Origin of the sequence: Dickeya sp. NCPPB 3274 (genome assembly GCF_000406205.1) — a bacterium.
Taxonomy (GTDB): Bacteria; Pseudomonadota; Gammaproteobacteria; order Enterobacterales; family Enterobacteriaceae; genus Dickeya; species Dickeya fangzhongdai.
The window spans coordinates 4093052-4110103 of the sequence record NZ_CM001979.1 but is presented as its reverse complement, the minus strand read 5'-3'; the positions used below and the strand labels follow the sequence as shown (position 1 = coordinate 4110103).

Below are 17052 nucleotides of genomic sequence, written 5' to 3'. Positions count from 1 at the left end.
GTGTTCTCCTTGAAGAAGTGATAAAACATCAGGTCGTCAGCGGTCAGAATCAGGATTTCTGCATCTGCTGCTGGAAGGTGATTTCGATAAATTCGGCCGGGCGGCTGATCGCCACCAGCACCGTAATGCGCAGGATCCCTTCCAGAATGTCCTGTGGCGTCATGGTTTTGCCGAGCCCGACGTCCACGCTGTAGGCGTCTTCCGGCGACGCGCCCGCCAGCCCGCCGCGTTTCCAGATCCCAAACAGAAAGTTTTCGATCATGCTTTCCATCGATACCCAGGTATTGGCGGTGTTGGGTTCGAACACGTAGGCTTTGGCGGCCTGCTTGATGGATTCTTCCAGCATGATCATGGTCCGGCGCACGTTGACGTAGCGCCAGTCGAGGCTATTGCCGTCCAGCGTGCGGGCGCCCCACACCAGCGTGCCTTCGCCGGTAAACGTGCGCAGCGCGTTGATGGACTTGCCCTGGGTGGTGACGTTCAGGTCTTCCTGCTCGTCGGCGCTGATGTTGACGCTGGGGGAGACCACCGCGTTCAGACTGACGTTGGCCGGGGCTTTCCACACGCCGCGGGCGTTATCGACCATGGTGTAGATGCCTGCCATCGACGCGGCGGGCGGCAGCAGGTTCTGCTGGCGCCGGATGTTTTCCAGCACGCTTTTGTAGATAGGGCTGATGGAGAACAGGATCTTGTGCAGCAGCGTTTTTTCCGCTTCGCTCTGATCCACCGTCAGTTTGGCGACTTCGTCCAGCATCTGCTGCTTTTTGGCCGCTTTCAGCTTGTTGCCGCCGCTGTTCAACTGCTCGGCGCTCAGCCCGTCCAGATCTTTGAACGCTCCGGCGATCTCGGCGTTCAGCACCGTGGTCAGGATGTCCGGGTTATTGATATTGGCGAAGCTGATGTCGCTGTCCTGAATGATCGAGGTGTTCAGCCACGGGTAGTACGCGGTGGCGTAGTCCAGGTAGTTGATGCCCAGCTTGGAACGAAAGGTAGCGATGCAATCGCCGCTGGGGTCCTGCCTGTCTTTATAACCTTCCCAGACGTCGAGGATGGCGACGCGGTTTTTCATTGTGCCGCCGCAGTGAGCCAGCACCGCCTGCTGCACATTGATGCAGTCGTCTTCCTTCAGGCATACCGCTTCAGGCGTCAGCACCATCGTCGGTTCCGGCTCCTTGAGCAGCGGGGTGATGCCGTTTTTCAGGGTATCGGCGTCGATTGCGTCCTGATAGCCGCCCACCGATACGATGTAACAGGGGCCGCCGCCGTTCTGGAAAAAGAACAGCATGCTGTAATACAGCAGATAGCGGGTATTGGCCTGGGTGAGGGCATAGGTTTTGCCGGCCTGACTGAACGCGGCGTCGCCCAATACCGTGTCGGTTTTTTCGACGATATCGAACTTATGCAGCGGCGCGCCGCCGAAATAATGGCGAAAATCCGACATGGAGGTAATACGCCATGCTTTATTGCGTAGCGATACGCCGCCATTTTCCGCTTTTTCGGTATAACCGATAAATGCCGGCACCGCGGTGGCGACTTCCACCACTGAATTGGGGAAGGCATTTTTCTCAACAATATAAACGCCCGGGGTTTTCATTACACCCATAATTTGATTCCTTCTGATTTGAGGTATATATATCCACCCCCCGCATTACGGCGCGTATAATAAAGGATGGTGCCTGCTCCAGTGATTAATGTGCTGATTGTTGATGTTTTATTGCCGATTTCTAATCGGTATGTCAGTTAACAATAATTTCCGACACGACTTCTGATGTCTTTTCGGTTTTTAACCGACATTGACTAAGCGGCATCGCCACGGGTAATGGGTCAATTAATAATTTGTTTTCCTGATAAAGCTGAAAATGGTAATCAGACCTTTTCTGCATTTTTAACGGCTCCCGGGAAATAAACGCCTGCGCATTTTTTCCGTTAGCCAGAGTTTCCGTTCCCAGATAATCAAACTGATTGTCCTGACGACTATCCTGAATACGCGATTGCGCATTCACATACGGCGCGGTGAACAGATATTTCCAGCGCCGCCGTTGGCTGAGAAACGGCACAATCAATAATGGCGCCGCCTGATGATTGATAAAGGCAGCGATAGCGGCGGCGTTTATCTCGATATCAACCAGCCAGGCCAGGCCCGCCGGCCGGGCGCGCAGACTGGAGGGCGGATTGGCTGTTCCCTCCGGCGCCGTTTCGTTGGCCGCCTGCAAACGCACCTCGCCGGGTTCCGACTCGCCAAGCGTGTAGCGAAAGCGCGGCGTATCCCGCTCCGCCAGCCCAGGTATCGCGGTATAGCTGAAAAACCCGGCGTCCCGACTGCAAAACCACCATTGCAACGATAACGCTTCCGTTATGAGCAGGGCGCTCTGCGCCCGATCCGCCAACACCATCAGCCCGTCGGCCAATGGCTTGAACAGCAGTCCGGCTTGTTTTGCGGCGTGCTGGCTGGACGGCGCCAGTTCGCCATAAAACGGCAGGCTGGCGCAGCCGGCAAAGAATTCGTGCTCAATACGCAACTGAAACAGCAGGCCGTAATCGCTCATGGATGATTAATCCTTTGCTACCTTAATCCTTTGTCACGACAGTATGCAACTGCCCGACGCCTTCCGACTGAGACTGAATCGCCTGACTGTCGGCGATTCTCACCCGCAGGCGATACACCGCGGACGGCAAATAACGGATTCCCAGCATATTCCACATATTTCCAAGCTCATGGCGCGGCAGGCTGTCCATTTCCAATAATATTTGCTCAATTGCCTCGTCCATATCTGGGGCGTTATAACGGTTAAGCAAGGCATTCTTATGAAGGAACGCCATTGCATGCGCAATCACCTGCAATCCTTCCGCGTATTGCGCGCCGGTAAAATTCGCCGCCACCACCATGGAAACCCGAACGTATAACGGCGGCGTAGCGACCGCGAAGCGGTTACCGGGATTAGCGGCATTGCTTCGGTGCGTCAGCGTTTCCCTTTCAATATTCGACAGAAATACCACCAGCTTATTTTTCGCCAGCGGAAACATCTTGCCATCGTCATCGGCCGGGTTAGCTATCACCACGACATCGTCATGCAGATTCAGGGTGTTTTTCAGGTATTGATTCAGTTGTCTTGCGAGATAATTGAGAGAGGCGTGAATCATGGGTTTTCCTTTATTAATTATCCTCTTTAGAACTCGCTATAAATGAGGTGGCTGTAAGTCGTACAGCAAGTATTGCTGATGAAATTCATGCCGAAAAGATCATTCGGATTTCTGACTGAATTAATCATGGTTTTTACTGGTGTTTGAAATGATTTATTCATTTTTATTGTCTTTTTTATTGCTTCTGTTTTTGATGTAACGTTTTTTACCTGCTTTTGTTAAATCTATTTGGCGCTTTTTTGTGCTTGATTCTTATGATATTGTTACACGATTATTGGGTTTGACCCTGCCGATTGTCAGGAGTTTAAACCTGTATTTGAGGTTTTTCTCATCTTTTTTCTTGATGATTTTATTATCTCTATATTAGCTATTCGGAGGCTATACATGACCTTGGGGCGTTCTGTCAGTCTACTTTTACCCCTTATTTTACTCTCTTCCCACGCTATTGGAGCGGCGAAGTCATTCGATGGTATAACCTGTAAGAGTGATATTCCCTCGGCATTAATCGGGCGTCATATGCCAAATGAGCGTGTTGTTGCCATTGAAGAGCGTTACAAGAGTATTGATCTAAAAGATCTGGGGACTTACGGCATGGAAAGTGATGGTGATCCATGGTCGCTTATGTCATGGCAAATATGCGGTCGGGAGTATTTCTTACTCGAGCGTCGCGAAATCGTCAAAGACGTCCTATCGTCACGTTCACCGAAAGAAAACCCTAAAGCACAAATCGTTTCGTGTGTAGTTGATGGTTCGAATTCCTTCGATACGTTTGTTACGTTTATCCCATCGGAGGAAAAACCATGGCCAAGGACGGTTGAACACGCCTGGCGCATCAATGACAAGACGGTCAAATTTTCGAAGGTTGAAGGCAAGGACATTGTTTGCAAACCATAATGGTGAGGCAGCTCAACCTTTGAGTTGAACGGATCTACCGGTTGAACGGACTTGCGCAAAAAGTTGCGCGGTCCGCTCATTTCTATATTAGGCCTCATTCATTTCGGCGCTTTGTTATAGCTTTGGAAATGAAGCACAATTATTGTTATTGTACGGTTTTTTGAATTTTATCTGTTTTAGAAACACAAACAACCGACGGGGCATTCGTTTCTATTTCCGCAACATCACCGCCCATCGATTGCAATTATGCTTAAATGCTATGTCGAATATGACTCAGCCCGATTGGTGATTTGTGATATCTGGCGATTAATTCGATCGCACTATTCGGACTACATACCTTTAGCGTGATCTACTATTTTTCTAAACTGTTTCGCGTCATTACCCAATACAGAGAAATAAACATGAGATTATTACTGATCGGAGCAACCGGGCTGGTCGGTCATCAGGTGTTAGTAAAAGCGCTGGCCGATACACGTATTACGCAGGTGGTGGCACCGGCGCGTCGTGCATTGCCGGCCCATGACAAACTGAGCGCGCCGCAGGTGAATTTTGAACAATTACCGGAAGACGCCGACTGGTGGCAGGCGGATGCGGTAATTTGCACGCTGGGCACCACTATCAAGGCGGCGGGCAGTCAGACGGCGTTCTATCGGGTCGATCACGACTATCCGCTGAGCGCAGCGCGGCTGGCTCACGCGCATGGCACGCCGGCCTATGTGCTGAATTCGGCGTCGGGCGCCAACGTATCATCACGTTTTTTCTATAACCGGGTGAAAGGCGAACTGGAACGGGATCTGGCCGGGGTGGGGTTCTCCTCGTTGACGCTGGTGCGCCCTGGGCTGATAGGCGGCCAGCGTGACGAGCGCCGGCCCGGAGAATGGGTAGCGCAGCAGGCGCTGCGCGTACTACATCCGTTGCTGCCGTTAAGCTGGCGTATCAATCCGGCTGAACGGATTGCGGATGCGTTGCTGGCGGCGGCGCTGAACCCTGCCGCTGGCGTGCGGGCGATTACCTCTGAACATCTGGTGTAAAGTGAAGGGCAAAGTGCATAACGCAGGAGTCAATATGAATAGCGCGATTTCACCGGTTGAACTGGCAAAAGCCTATCGTCTGGTTAACCACGGACCGACGGTGCTGGTGTCGGCTTGTCATGATGGTGTGGACGATGTGATGGCGGCGGCCTGGTGCTGTGCGCTGGATTTCACACCGCCCAAGCTGACCGTGGTGCTGGATAAGGCGACAAAAACACGCGAGCTGCTGGAAAACAGCGGTTATTTCGCCATTCAGGTGCCGACGGCGGCACAGCTGGAACTGACCAATCAGGTCGGCAGCATTAGCCTGCGGGATAGCCCGGACAAGCTGGCGCTCTGTCAGGTGGAACTGTTCCGCACCGGTGAATCGGATGTTCCGCTGGTTGCCGGTTGCGCCGCCTGGTTGCTGTGCAAACTGATTCCTGAACCTCACAACCAGCAAACCTACGACCTGTTTATCGGCGAGATCATCGGCGCCTGGGCTGATTCGCACGTATTCAGCCACGGTCACTGGCATTTTGAAGACGCCGACCCGAAATGGCGCAGCCTGCATCATGTGGCGGGCGGGCACTACTACGCCATCGGCGATGCGCTGGATGCGAAAGCGTCGTGACCATAAACGAACGCCCTGCAAGGGCAGGGCGTTGGGGGAAATAAGCGTCATAATACAGCTGACCGTATTTATTATGGTTTACTGTTTTCTATTGGCGGTAAAGGGGATGAGGATTTAAATGATTCTATACCCCATTGCCAGATTTGTGATTTTCTTTCTGGTGTAGTTAATAACCCCACCATGCCATAGAAGAAAATAAATAAGATAACGCTGGCAATGATTCCTGAGAAGCCACTCCATATCCAGGATAATACACGTAATGTAATTGGTGTTTTTTGTTTTTCTTTTCTTGATGCGGCTCGAAAAAATTCTTTGATAGCCTCTTCTTTTGCATTCTCAATGGCCCGATTTTTTATTATGTCGTTCTCGGCTATTGTTCGATTTTTTTTATCTATTTCTATTTTAAGATTTTCTATTTCCGAGTTTTTCTTATCAATAATATCGAGTTGCTGCTGATAATCCTTCCTGATTTCCTCTTCCCAGTCTTCCAACAGGCGAGAAAACATTGTTCTGGCATTATCACGGTAAGCATCTAAACGTCGTTGAGTATGTACAACCTGCTCATGAAATTGCTTTACGGCAAGATCAATTTCCTGATCGGATTGACCATTAGCACGCAGTTTTTCAGCGTATTGGTTTTTTTCAAGTTTATAGAATGAGTAGGCTATCAAGCCAATACTGTCTTCTGGACTTTTTACCAGTAACTGAAAAACCCATGATTTTTCATTAGCTATAACCAAAGAATTATCGCTTTCCATCACTCTAAAACAACGTCCTTTGTTAACACGAAAGGTTTTTCAAGCAGCAGTTAATGTTAGCCTTGTTCGTCACTGGAGCGTAATACCTGACTCATAGCCTGATGAATCATCTCGTTCAGATCCGACTGAGAGAGTGTTCTGACTGTTGCCGCCACACCTGCGGCGCTGTTGCGGTTTGATGCCTGTTCGACGGATTGCAACATAGCCTGGCGGTGTGCTTCGGAAATTCTCTGCAATTCAAATGAACGTGACATAGGCAATATCCTCGTCCTTTTTTCTGAATTTATTGTGGTAACCGGGTTCATCCTTGAACCTGTACATAATGCCGAAGCCAGTGTTGGCCCCGGCACTGATGACGCTTATCAGAACGGAATATCGTCATCAAAATCCATCGGCGGCTCGTTGCTCGGCATCGGCGCGCTTTGCTGCGGACGGGACTGACCGCCGCCGCTGAACTGGTTCGCTTGCTGCGGCTGCTGTGGTTGCCCCCAACCGCCTTGTGGCGCGTTGCCACCCGCATTGTTGCCCATGCCGCCGCCGGCCGGAGCGCCGCCGCCGGCACGGCCGCCCAGCATCTGCATGCTGCCGGAGATATCGACCACCACTTCAGTGGTGTAGCGATCCTGACCACCCTGATCCTGCCATTTACGGGTACGCAACTGACCTTCGATATACACCTGAGAACCTTTGCGCAGGTACTCACCGGCGATTTCCGCCAGTCTTGCCGTACAGCGCGACGCGGTGCCACTCGGTACGCTCTTTCTGCTCGCCGGTCTGCTTGTCGCGCCAACTATCCGACGTGGCCAGAGTCAGGTTAGCAACTGCACCGCCATTCGGCATATAACGGACTTCCGGGTCCTGACCCAGATTCCCGATAAGAATCACTTTATTAACGCCTCTGCTGGCCATGTTGGTGTCTCCTGATCAATCACTTTTTAAAGTTTAAGCGAAGAATTCTAGCATGTCAGTGCCGCAGATTATACCGGTGTGAGAGTCGCGAGCCAGCTCCGGTCTTTTTTCCTGCGTTGCCGTTGTTGCAATCGGATACTGGATATCCATTCAGTTTATTTTGTGCCATAATCGGCCGTTTCTACCGGTTTCCTTTCGTACGGAAAGGATGAAAGAACAGCGTCTATTGCGGGAAAAGTGTGCATGGATAAGATCGAAATTCGTGGTGCCCGTACCCATAACCTGAAGAATATCAACCTGATTATTCCACGCGATAAACTGATCGTCGTGACGGGGTTATCCGGTTCCGGCAAATCCTCGCTGGCGTTCGATACGCTGTATGCCGAAGGGCAACGTCGTTACGTGGAATCGCTGTCGGCCTACGCCCGCCAGTTCCTGTCGCTGATGGAAAAGCCGGATGTGGATCACATCGAAGGGTTGTCGCCCGCCATTTCCATCGAGCAGAAATCCACCTCGCACAACCCGCGTTCTACCGTCGGCACCATCACTGAAATCCACGATTACCTGCGTTTGCTGTTCGCCCGCGTCGGCGAGCCGCGCTGCCCGGAACACGATATTCCGCTTGATGCCCAGACCGTGAGCCAGATGGTGGACAACGTCTTGTCGCAGCCGGAAGGCAAACGGCTGATGCTGTTGGCGCCGATCGTTAAAGAACGTAAGGGCGAACACACTAAGACGCTGGAAAATCTGGCGACGCAGGGCTACATCCGCGCCCGTATCGACGGCGAAGTGTGCGACCTGTCGGACCCGCCGAAACTGGAGTTGCAGAAAAAGCACACCATTGAAGTGGTAGTGGACCGTTTTAAAGTGCGCAACGATTTGGCGCAGCGTCTGGCCGAATCGTTTGAAACCGCGCTGGAGCTGTCCGGCGGCACCGCCGTGGTGGCGGATATGGATGACCCGAACGCGCCGGAACTGCTGTTCTCCGCCAACTTCGCCTGCCCGGTGTGCGGCTATAGCATGCATGAGCTGGAGCCCCGGCTGTTTTCATTCAACAACCCGGCGGGCGCCTGCCCGACCTGCGACGGGCTTGGCGTACAGCAGTTTTTCGACCCGGCGCGCGTGGTGCAAAACGGCGAACTGTCGCTGGCCGGCGGCGCCATTCGCGGCTGGGATCGCCGTAACTTCTACTATTTCCAGATGCTGCGCTCGCTGGCGGATCATTACGAATTCGACGTTGAAGCGCCGTTCGATAGCCTTAGTCCGGCGATTCAGAAAGTCATTCTTTACGGCTCCGGCAAGGAAAATATCGAGTTCAAATACATTAACGATCGCGGCGATACGTCGGTGCGCCGCCATCCGTTCGAAGGGGTGCTCAATAATATGGAGCGCCGCTACAAAGAGACCGAATCGACCGCGGTGCGCGAGGAACTGGCTAAGTTCATCAGCAACCGGCCGTGCGCCAGCTGTAACGGCACCCGGCTGCGTGAAGAAGCGCGCCACGTCTATGTGGAGCAGACCACGCTGCCGCAGATCGCCGATATGAGCATCGGCCACGCGATGGAGTTTTTCCATAACATCAAACTGAGCGGTCAGCGGGCGAAAATCGCCGAGAAAGTGCTGAAAGAGATTGGCGACCGCCTGCGTTTTCTGGTTAACGTCGGCCTGAATTACCTGTCGCTGTCGCGCTCGGCGGAGACGTTGTCCGGCGGCGAGGCGCAGCGTATTCGTCTGGCTAGCCAGATCGGCGCCGGTCTGGTCGGGGTGATGTACGTGCTGGACGAACCGTCCATTGGCCTACACCAGCGCGATAACGAGCGCCTGCTGGAGACGCTGATCCATCTACGTAATCTTGGCAACACCGTGATTGTGGTGGAGCACGATGAAGACGCTATCCGCGCCGCCGACCATATCATCGACATCGGCCCCGGCGCGGGCGTTCACGGCGGGCAGGTGATCGCCGAAGGGACTGCCTCTCAGATCATGGCGGTGCCGGAATCGCTGACCGGCCAGTTCCTGAGCGGCGCGCGCAAAATCGAGATCCCGGCGCAGCGCATACCGGCGGATCCGGGCAAAGTTCTTAAGCTGATTGGCGCACGCGGCAACAACCTGAAAGACGTTACTCTGACCCTGCCGGTCGGGCTGTTCACCTGCATTACCGGGGTGTCCGGCTCAGGCAAGTCGACGTTGATCAACGATACCCTGTTCCCGATCGCCCAACGCCAGCTCAACGGCGGCGAGCTGAACGAACCGGCGCCGTACCGCGACATTCAGGGGCTGGAGCATTTCGACAAGGTGATCGACATCGATCAAAGCCCGATCGGCCGCACTCCACGCTCCAATCCGGCCACCTACACCGGCGTGTTCACGCCGATCCGCGAGTTGTTCGCCGGCGTGCCGGAAGCGCGCAGCCGCGGTTATAACCCCGGCCGTTTCAGCTTTAACGTGCGCGGCGGGCGTTGCGAAGCCTGTCAGGGCGATGGCGTGATCAAGGTGGAAATGCACTTCCTGCCGGATATTTATGTCCCCTGCGATCAGTGCAAAGGCAAACGCTATAACCGCGAAACGCTGGAGATTAAATACAAGGGCAAGAGCATCCATGAAGTACTGGAGATGACTATCGAAGAAGCGCGCGAGTTCTTCGACGCCATTCCGGCGCTGGCGCGTAAACTGCAAACGCTGATCGATGTCGGTTTGTCCTACATCCGGCTGGGGCAGTCCGCCACCACCTTGTCCGGCGGCGAGGCGCAGCGCGTGAAGCTGGCGCGCGAGCTGTCGAAACGCGGCACCGGGCAGACGCTCTATATTCTGGACGAACCCACCACCGGCCTGCACTTCGCCGATATCCAGCAACTGCTGGCGGTACTGCATCAATTACGCGATCAGGGCAACACCATTGTGGTGATCGAACACAATCTGGACGTGATCAAGACCGCGGACTGGATCGTCGATCTGGGGCCGGAAGGCGGCAGCGGCGGCGGTGAAATTCTGGTTTCCGGCACGCCGGAAACGGTGGCGCAGTGTGAGAAATCCCACACCGCCCGTTTCCTGAAACCGATTCTGGAACGCGGTTAAGCGTGTTCCAGATGGAGGTTGTTAAGCGCGGCTTGCCGCGCTTTTTTATGGCATCCTCTGGCAATCATTCATCACCACAGGAGACGCGCAATGTGGAAACAATACGATATTCGGCTGAAGCCCCGTCCCCGCGGTTTTCATTTGATCACCGATGAGGTGCTGGCGCAGGTGACGGATCTGCGTGACGTGAAGGTGGGGTTGCTGCATGTGTTTATCTGCCATACTTCGGCCTCGCTGACGCTCAATGAAAACGCCGATCCGACGGTACGGCAGGATTTCGAAAGCGCCTTCAACCATCTGGTGCCGGAAGATGAGCCCTATTACCGGCATACCTACGAAGGCAGCGACGACATGCCGGCGCACCTGAAAAGCAGTTTGCTGGGCAGCAGCCTGATGTTGCCGGTGCGCAATGGTCGGCTGCATGTCGGCACCTGGCAGGGGATTTACCTGTGCGAACACCGCAACCACGGCGGCAGCCGTTCGCTGGTGGCGACGCTGCAGGGCGAGTAGGTTATTACCGTTTTTCGTGTTCCGCCGGCAAGACGGGCAGGTATGATTCCGATTCGTTAGCGTCCTGCGTCAGCGAGCGCAGGGTGACTCTATCTTTCCCCGCCTGCTTGGACTGATACAGTAATTTATCCGCCGTTTCGATCGCCATGACAAAATCCGGCGATTGCTGATACTCGAATGTGCAACCGCCGATACTCACCGTGACGTGCCGGGCAATGTCGCCGTCAAGCGTAATTTGTAACTGACGGATGCTGTCCAGAATGCGCGTGCTGAGGGTATCGAGATACTGCTTGTCCGGTGAGCGCGACAAAATCAGAAATTCTTCGCCACCCCAGCGCACGGCGAGATCGTGGTTCGAAATATGCGTTTTTATGGTCTGGGAGACGGCCTGGATAATTTTATCGCCATTGCCGTGTCCATAGGTGTCGTTAATATGTTTGAAGTTATCAATATCGCAGATCAATACCGACAGCGTGGTCTCTTTCGGTATTTCGCGGACCTTTTTCCACAGGAATTTCCGGTTATATAGCCCCGACAGATAATCGGTATAAACTTTCCGCTTGATAATGTTGATGGCAAAACGTTTGGCATAATTCTTTTCACAAATGAGCATGATCACCAGACAGGAAATTAGGGTGTTCAGGCGATAGGAAATCAGGTTTTCAAGATAGATAAGCGAGGTGTCTTTCCAGTAATCGCCATAATAACGTGTGGAGATAAGGGTATAGACGATGGATAGCGTCAGGCCCGACAGCAGGGCCGACGGATAGAAATTCAGTTTTATCGAGACCAGCGCCAGCGGGATGAGCAGCAGGATGGTTTGTTCCAGCGTGCTGCTCTGTATCAGCAGAATTTGCACCAGCACCGAGGCGGCGATCAGCATCGCGTCGGCTTTATGCCGCTGAACTGCCTTTAATAATGGCGCTCCTGCCCGTTTATAGGCCATGAATCCGTTAAGAATCAGGAACAGCAGAACGCCGGTGGCGATCTGTTCGGTAGCCCAGTCGAGCGACGCCACCACATAATTGCCGTTATCAAGCGAGTACAGCAGGCTGCAATACACCAGCGACTGAAGAATGCTGGTTATCACTATCGGCGCACACAAAATGACCGTTCTTCGAATGGGGTAGTACAGGTTCTTAAACCGGATAACAGTCTGCAAGGACAGGAAATAGAGCGGCACAAACAGGCTGTCGATAATGCCGAGCAGCGTCTGATTTTGCCGGGAAATATCCTGCGGGATGCTGAATGAGGCCGCGGTGTGGCTAATAAAAAACAGGACGAAAAAAACGGAGTAATGCAGCTGTTTTCTGTTGGTTATCGCCATGAAAGCCATAAAAGCGTTAACCGGCCAGAGCGGGGCAATTTTCGCATTCTGGATGTTAAACAGAAATAAATAAGACAAACAAAATGATACCAATAAACCGGTAAAAAAAAGTTTGGTTTTTTGACAGTCTGCCATTGTCGTTGAAAGTCCGATTTTTTGTTCTGATACACGAATCTATAACATTAGGCAGGGTCTCACAATTCAGCGGATGCGTCAGAAGCGAGCCTTTCGGCAGACGGAGGAACCGCGCCGCGACACAAGAAGTCGGGCGCGGTTAATGTTGTGCCAGAGAAATATCGTCGGAGAGGTATTCCACCACCACCTGATTACGGCCGCCATTTTTGGCTTTGTACAGCGCGTTGTCCGCCGTTTTGATGGCGATATCCAGCGCCGACTTCTGCGGGTTAAAGGTCGTCACGCCAATGGAAATGGTGACCTGATGGTGACGGGAACCCGGCATATAGACGGTGTTGGCGACGTTATTACGCAACCGCTCGGCAATCACCGTGGCGACATGAACATCCGCGCCCGGCAGCAGAATCAGGAACTCTTCGCCGCCGATGCGGCAGACCAGGTCGGTCTTGCGGAAGTTTTTACGGATCTGCTGGCTCAGTTTGCGAATCACCTCGTCACCGACGTCATGACCAAACGAGTCATTGATCGTTTTGAAGTGATCGATATCAATGGCGATCACCGAGACTTTCTTATATTCGCTGCGGATCTCTTCCATACTTTCCAGCATGCCCCGTCGGTTCAGCATGCCAGAAAGCAGGTCGGTATGGGCTTCCGAGCTGAGGCGGCCAATACGCTTGTGCAGCAAGACTGTGCCCATCAGCAAGACCCGTTTTAGCTGTTCTGCTTCCAGGTACCAGGATTTGACCGAGCGGATTTTGCTAATGACGCCGAGCTGATCCATGCTGCTGGCCGATTTGGCCAACTGGCGCAGCGGTTTGGAGATGTAATAGGCCAGAATGCTGAGCGCCAGCAGGGTGATGATACCCAACGGCGTGCCTTGCTTCAGGACGCTGAGCATCACATCATTCAGCGCTTCCTCAAGCGAATGGAACGACTGCTGGGTGATAATAATCCAGTCCGCCTTCTGGGTTCGGATAAACGATGCTGGTGACGGAATACCCTGTTCATCAGGCATCATAAAGCTGCCTTTATCCTGGTTGGCGATCGAACCCAGAATATTCGAGTCGTTGAATTTTCTGCCAATCTGACTGGCGTCGCGGTGATAAATAATGGTGCCTTCTTTATCAATCACATAAGTATTAAAGCTGTCATTACTGAATTGCGTATTCATGAATTCATTCAGAATACGACGGTTATTAAGATAAAGGGAACCGCCGATATAACCGAGATAATTCCCGCCATCATCCAGAATAGGGTGGGAAATAAAGATAATATAATTGCCGCTCAGGGACGTGTAAGGAGGGCTGATAAAAAACCGCTTTTCTCTTAACGTGGTCAGATGCCGGTTTGAGGTAAGTGTGATGCCCGTCAAATTAAGTGACGTCGGCGAGGCTGCAATGATCTGGCTGTTTGCCGTAATCACCAGCATTGAGTTAAATCCGTGGCTTAACTGATGAATACGTTGCAACTCGGCTTGTAACGACCGAATATTACCGGACTGGATATGGTTGGCGATCAGCCTGGCGCTGTAGCCCAGCTGTTCTTCCGACGTAGAGAAAAAGTTATCCACGGTCGCGGATAATTTGGCTGAATAACTTGAGTTGACTTTAACTGCTTGTTCAACAAGAATTTTCTTTTGAACGTGATAAAAAGTGAAATAGCTATTCAATAGCGTAACGAACATGCTGGCGAGAGAAATGAACAGTATTAAATGCAAAAGATTTATTTGTAGCAGTTTTTTTATCCGCATTTAGTTATATTTACCGGCTTATTACCATTTCTGGTTGCACAAAATGTGCAATTAATTCATTTCCCAATTAAGGTGGAATGTCGGCCTTAATGATTAAGTATTAGTCAAGGTTTAAAATAGTGTCAACACAGGTTATGGGAAATTTTTAGCAGGAACGGTAATAGGGAAAGAAACCGTGTTTTAATAAATTACATTGTCTGATTGCGAGTGTCAGATATAAGAATTGTTATCATATCCGACTGATTTTTATTAGCTTGGTATTAATTTCGGTTGTTTCGCTTTTTATCCTGGCTTACCTGACGACAGGTAATAAGAAAACCCGTCTGGCGGCTGTCTTTTTAACTCAGACGAGCCGTTCACCACGGCCGCTGTTGGTAACATTTTTTTGCAACTGATTATTTTTATTAATGAAAAGTAATCAGGCCGCGCCTCTTTTCCACCGCTCTTTTTTAACCGGCGCTACCGTTGTGCCTTGTTAACATTTCGCTGCTGGTGTGCGTTAACCTTGATAATAGTATGTCTTTTTTGTGGTTATTTCCGATCGATATCTGAAAACCAATAGCCTATTGCTATTTATAGTTATTATTTGAATGTTTTTATCGATCGAATCATAAAGGTTGCTAGAATGAGGTGCCGATAGTAGGTCAGGGAGCAGGCCAGAGTGCATGTCATGGCAGCCGGTGAATACTATTTCGCGTCCGGTCTTAGCCTTACTATTTTTGAATTTCTTTTTTTTATAATGTTTTTGTCTTACACACTGTGGAAAAGAAATGATTTTTGTCGCCTGAAAAGGCGATGAGAAGTATTTCATCGTGATGGACAGTTACCAACTGGCGAGGTTGTTTCTTTTTTTATCACGATTACTAACAGTAACGGATGCGATACCTGCTGTATTTAGCCGCGGCTCTGCGTTTTGCCCCTGAGGAAGTCATGTTTTATGACATTTTGTTCTTAATAAAGGAGTGAGGAGCTGAATATGCGTTTATCTGATTGGCGAATCGGGTATCGGCTGGGGGCTGGTTTTGCCGTTCTGGCCGTCATGCTGGTCGTTGTGGGCATATTATCGATAACCAGGCTGTCGAGTTTTCATGACAGTGCGCGTGATATTGTTCAGGAGATTTATCCCCAAACCGTTGATGCCAACACCCTGATCGAAAATGTGAATGAAGGCGTGCGGATTTTCCAGCAACTGCTGCTGGTATCGGGCGATGACCGTATCAAAGCGGTGTCTGATCAAATTCCCCCCATATCGAAAGAAATCACCCGTCTGATGGATGCGCTGGAAAAAAATGCCAATGAATCCAACGATGCGAAACTCCAGCAACAGATTGGCGATATTCGTCGTATCCGTGCGCAGTTTCTGGAATCCGGGCAAAAAGTCGTGGCACTGGTGAAAGCCAACAATCGGGAAGAAGCGCTGAATGAATTTAATCAGCGTCTCAACCCGGCGCAGCGGGAGTACCGTAATGCGGTGCGCCAACTGGTGGATTATCAGGACAATGCGATGATGAGCACCGTTGATGCCATGTCGGCCACTTATCACGATATCCGGCTGGTCCTGCTGACGATTCTGGGTATTGGCGTGGCGCTTAGCGTCTGGGTGGCGATGGCGATCACCCGTAGCGTCACCCAGCCGATTCAACAGGCGTTGGTCATGGCGGACCGCGTATCGCAGGGCGACCTCACCTTGCAGATCTCCTCCACTCGTAAGGACGAAGCCGGATTACTATTGCAGGCGCTGGACAACATGAACGACAGCCTGCGCCAGATTGTCGGCCAGGTGCGCGACGGCGCGGAGGCCATTTCCACCGCCGCCTCGCAAATCGCCGCGGGTAATCAGGATCTCTCGTCCCGTACCGAAGAACAAGCCAGCTCGCTGGAGCAGACGGCGGCGTCGATGGAAGAACTGGTGTCGACCATTAAAAACACCGCGGAAAACACCCAGCAGGCTACGTCGATCGCCAATCAGGCGTCGTCGGCCGCGCACCGTAGCGGTGAAGTGATGCTGTCGGTCACCAATAAGATGCGGAGTATTCGTGAAGCCTCAATGCGTATGGCTGAAATCATCGGCGTGATCGATGGCATCGCGTTCCAGACCAACATTCTGGCGCTGAACGCCGCGGTGGAAGCCGCGCGCGCCGGCGAGCAGGGGCGCGGTTTCGCGGTGGTGGCCGGCGAAGTGCGTTCGCTGGCGCAGCGCAGCGCCACGGCGGCTAAAGAGATCAAGGAACTGATCGACGATTCGGTGGACAAGATTCAGGAAGGGATGCAACTGGTGGATACCGCCGAGTCCACGATGGATGGACTGACTGGTCACGTTAAAGATGTGCATAGCATTATCAACGAGATCTCGCAGGCCAGCCATGAGCAGAGCGATGGCATCAGCCAGATCAACATCGCGGTCGGACAAATCGACACCACCACCCAGCAGAACGCGGCGCTGGTGGAAGAGTCGGCATCCGCCGCGCTGTCGCTGCAATCGCAGGCGTCGCTGCTGGCCGAAGCGGTCAGCGCGTTCCGCCTGACGCCGCAGGGCAACAACGGCGCGCCGTCGCCGGTCCGCCAGTCGGCGACGCTATCCCACGCGCTGCCGTCTGCCGCTTCCGTTCGCCCGGTTGCGACTGAAAAACGTGCCGCCGCCGCCGGCAGCAATGACGACTGGACGTCGTTCTGAGTGATATTTCCCTCCCCGAGTGGGGGAGGGAATACTGCCGGATGAGGGTAGAGAGAACATGTCGGTGCTGTGAAGGGTTTCGTGCGGGATAAACGGTGTCGTTTCTTTGCCACTTCATCGCCCGTACGACAAGGAGAGGCTTGTATCTTGCTCATGTCGTGATCAGCTATCACGATATGAAACAGAGTGAGCTTCGAATGAGAGCCAGGGCTATAAACCTTGTGATTGAGTTAAA

13 protein-coding genes and 1 pseudogene are annotated in these 17052 nt (G+C 52.4%); 6 read left to right on the top strand and 8 right to left on the bottom strand.

Translation table 11 applies throughout. The annotated features are described in order from the left end of the window. Positions 1 to 49 precede the first annotated feature (49 nt). From DXX3274_RS18365 to DXX3274_RS18355, 3 genes are all read right to left on the bottom strand, one after another. Complete coding sequence (locus tag DXX3274_RS18365) at positions 50 to 1603, bottom strand: phage tail sheath C-terminal domain-containing protein (RefSeq protein WP_039692527.1); 1554 nt, start codon at positions 1601 to 1603, stop codon at positions 50 to 52. A 133-nt stretch (positions 1604 to 1736) separates the two neighbouring features. Further along, the gene (locus DXX3274_RS18360; protein WP_042861001.1) at positions 1737 to 2546 is read right to left on the bottom strand and encodes a hypothetical protein; all 810 of its coding nucleotides are present in this window, start codon (positions 2544 to 2546) and stop codon (positions 1737 to 1739) included. A 22-nt stretch (positions 2547 to 2568) separates the two neighbouring features. Next, on the bottom strand, positions 2569 to 3141 hold the full coding sequence (locus DXX3274_RS18355) for a DUF4255 domain-containing protein (protein WP_042861000.1): 573 nt from the start codon (positions 3139 to 3141) through the stop codon (positions 2569 to 2571). A gap of 384 nt (positions 3142 to 3525) precedes the next feature. Between DXX3274_RS18355 and DXX3274_RS18350 the strand changes: the two genes are divergently transcribed. The 3 genes from DXX3274_RS18350 to DXX3274_RS18340 all read left to right on the top strand — a co-directional run bounded on the left by DXX3274_RS18350 (position 3526) and on the right by DXX3274_RS18340 (position 5679). Continuing rightward, positions 3526 to 4035: a hypothetical protein gene (locus tag DXX3274_RS18350; protein ID WP_042860999.1), complete on the top strand. Its 510-nt coding sequence runs from the start codon at positions 3526 to 3528 to the stop codon at positions 4033 to 4035. Positions 4036 to 4436: 401 nt separating this feature from the next. Continuing rightward, on the top strand, positions 4437 to 5066 hold the full coding sequence (locus DXX3274_RS18345; RefSeq protein ID WP_042860998.1) for an NAD-dependent dehydratase: 630 nt from the start codon (positions 4437 to 4439) through the stop codon (positions 5064 to 5066). A gap of 34 nt (positions 5067 to 5100) precedes the next feature. Beyond that, positions 5101 to 5679: a flavin reductase family protein gene (locus DXX3274_RS18340; protein WP_042860997.1), complete on the top strand. Its 579-nt coding sequence runs from the start codon at positions 5101 to 5103 to the stop codon at positions 5677 to 5679. A gap of 71 nt (positions 5680 to 5750) precedes the next feature. Here DXX3274_RS18340 and DXX3274_RS22435 read toward each other — a convergent pair whose 3' ends face one another. The 3 genes and pseudogenes from DXX3274_RS22435 to ssb1 form a co-directional block, all read right to left on the bottom strand. Beyond that, on the bottom strand, positions 5751 to 6440 hold the full coding sequence (locus DXX3274_RS22435; protein ID WP_152495279.1) for a hypothetical protein: 690 nt from the start codon (positions 6438 to 6440) through the stop codon (positions 5751 to 5753). 53 nt (positions 6441 to 6493) lie between these two features. Beyond that, complete coding sequence (locus DXX3274_RS18330; protein ID WP_042860995.1) at positions 6494 to 6691, bottom strand: hypothetical protein; 198 nt, start codon at positions 6689 to 6691, stop codon at positions 6494 to 6496. A gap of 108 nt (positions 6692 to 6799) precedes the next feature. Beyond that, a pseudogene (gene ssb1 / locus DXX3274_RS18325) lies at positions 6800 to 7346 on the bottom strand (single-stranded DNA-binding protein SSB1). A 243-nt stretch (positions 7347 to 7589) separates the two neighbouring features. On the opposite strand from ssb1, the gene uvrA reads away from it, so the two are divergent. Together uvrA and DXX3274_RS18315 are read left to right on the top strand one after the other, a co-directional pair. Next, positions 7590 to 10421 (top strand): excinuclease ABC subunit UvrA, encoded by a 2832-nt coding sequence (gene uvrA / locus DXX3274_RS18320; RefSeq protein WP_042860994.1) that lies wholly within the window; start codon positions 7590 to 7592, stop codon positions 10419 to 10421. Positions 10422 to 10511: 90 nt separating this feature from the next. After that, positions 10512 to 10931: a secondary thiamine-phosphate synthase enzyme YjbQ gene (locus tag DXX3274_RS18315; protein WP_042860993.1), complete on the top strand. Its 420-nt coding sequence runs from the start codon at positions 10512 to 10514 to the stop codon at positions 10929 to 10931. 4 nt (positions 10932 to 10935) lie between these two features. On the opposite strand, the gene DXX3274_RS18310 is transcribed toward DXX3274_RS18315, so the two are convergent. Then, the gene (locus DXX3274_RS18310; protein WP_193747046.1) at positions 10936 to 12258 is read right to left on the bottom strand and encodes a diguanylate cyclase; all 1323 of its coding nucleotides are present in this window, start codon (positions 12256 to 12258) and stop codon (positions 10936 to 10938) included. 274 nt (positions 12259 to 12532) lie between these two features. Then, complete coding sequence (locus DXX3274_RS18305; RefSeq protein WP_238556057.1) at positions 12533 to 13963, bottom strand: sensor domain-containing diguanylate cyclase; 1431 nt, start codon at positions 13961 to 13963, stop codon at positions 12533 to 12535. Positions 13964 to 15119: 1156 nt separating this feature from the next. Between DXX3274_RS18305 and DXX3274_RS18300 the strand changes: the two genes are divergently transcribed. Next, positions 15120 to 16817: a methyl-accepting chemotaxis protein gene (locus tag DXX3274_RS18300; RefSeq protein ID WP_042860990.1), complete on the top strand. Its 1698-nt coding sequence runs from the start codon at positions 15120 to 15122 to the stop codon at positions 16815 to 16817. Positions 16818 to 17052 lie beyond the last annotated feature (235 nt).

What these genes read in the sequence shown, in the direction of transcription:
- DXX3274_RS18365 (WP_039692527.1), bottom strand. Translation starts at nt 1,603, where the DNA reads ATGGGTGTAATGAAAACCCCGGGCGTTTATATTGTTGAGAAAAATGCC.
- DXX3274_RS18360 (WP_042861001.1), bottom strand. Translation starts at nt 2,546, where the DNA reads ATGAGCGATTACGGCCTGCTGTTTCAGTTGCGTATTGAGCACGAATTC.
- DXX3274_RS18355 (WP_042861000.1), bottom strand. Translation starts at nt 3,141, where the DNA reads ATGATTCACGCCTCTCTCAATTATCTCGCAAGACAACTGAATCAATAC.
- DXX3274_RS18350 (WP_042860999.1), top strand. Translation starts at nt 3,526, where the DNA reads ATGACCTTGGGGCGTTCTGTCAGTCTACTTTTACCCCTTATTTTACTC.
- DXX3274_RS18345 (WP_042860998.1), top strand. Translation starts at nt 4,437, where the DNA reads ATGAGATTATTACTGATCGGAGCAACCGGGCTGGTCGGTCATCAGGTG.
- DXX3274_RS18340 (WP_042860997.1), top strand. Translation starts at nt 5,101, where the DNA reads ATGAATAGCGCGATTTCACCGGTTGAACTGGCAAAAGCCTATCGTCTG.
- DXX3274_RS18330 (WP_042860995.1), bottom strand. Translation starts at nt 6,691, where the DNA reads ATGTCACGTTCATTTGAATTGCAGAGAATTTCCGAAGCACACCGCCAG.
- uvrA (WP_042860994.1), top strand. Translation starts at nt 7,590, where the DNA reads ATGGATAAGATCGAAATTCGTGGTGCCCGTACCCATAACCTGAAGAAT.
- DXX3274_RS18315 (WP_042860993.1), top strand. Translation starts at nt 10,512, where the DNA reads ATGTGGAAACAATACGATATTCGGCTGAAGCCCCGTCCCCGCGGTTTT.
- DXX3274_RS18310 (WP_193747046.1), bottom strand. Translation starts at nt 12,258, where the DNA reads ATGGCGATAACCAACAGAAAACAGCTGCATTACTCCGTTTTTTTCGTC.
- DXX3274_RS18300 (WP_042860990.1), top strand. Translation starts at nt 15,120, where the DNA reads ATGCGTTTATCTGATTGGCGAATCGGGTATCGGCTGGGGGCTGGTTTT.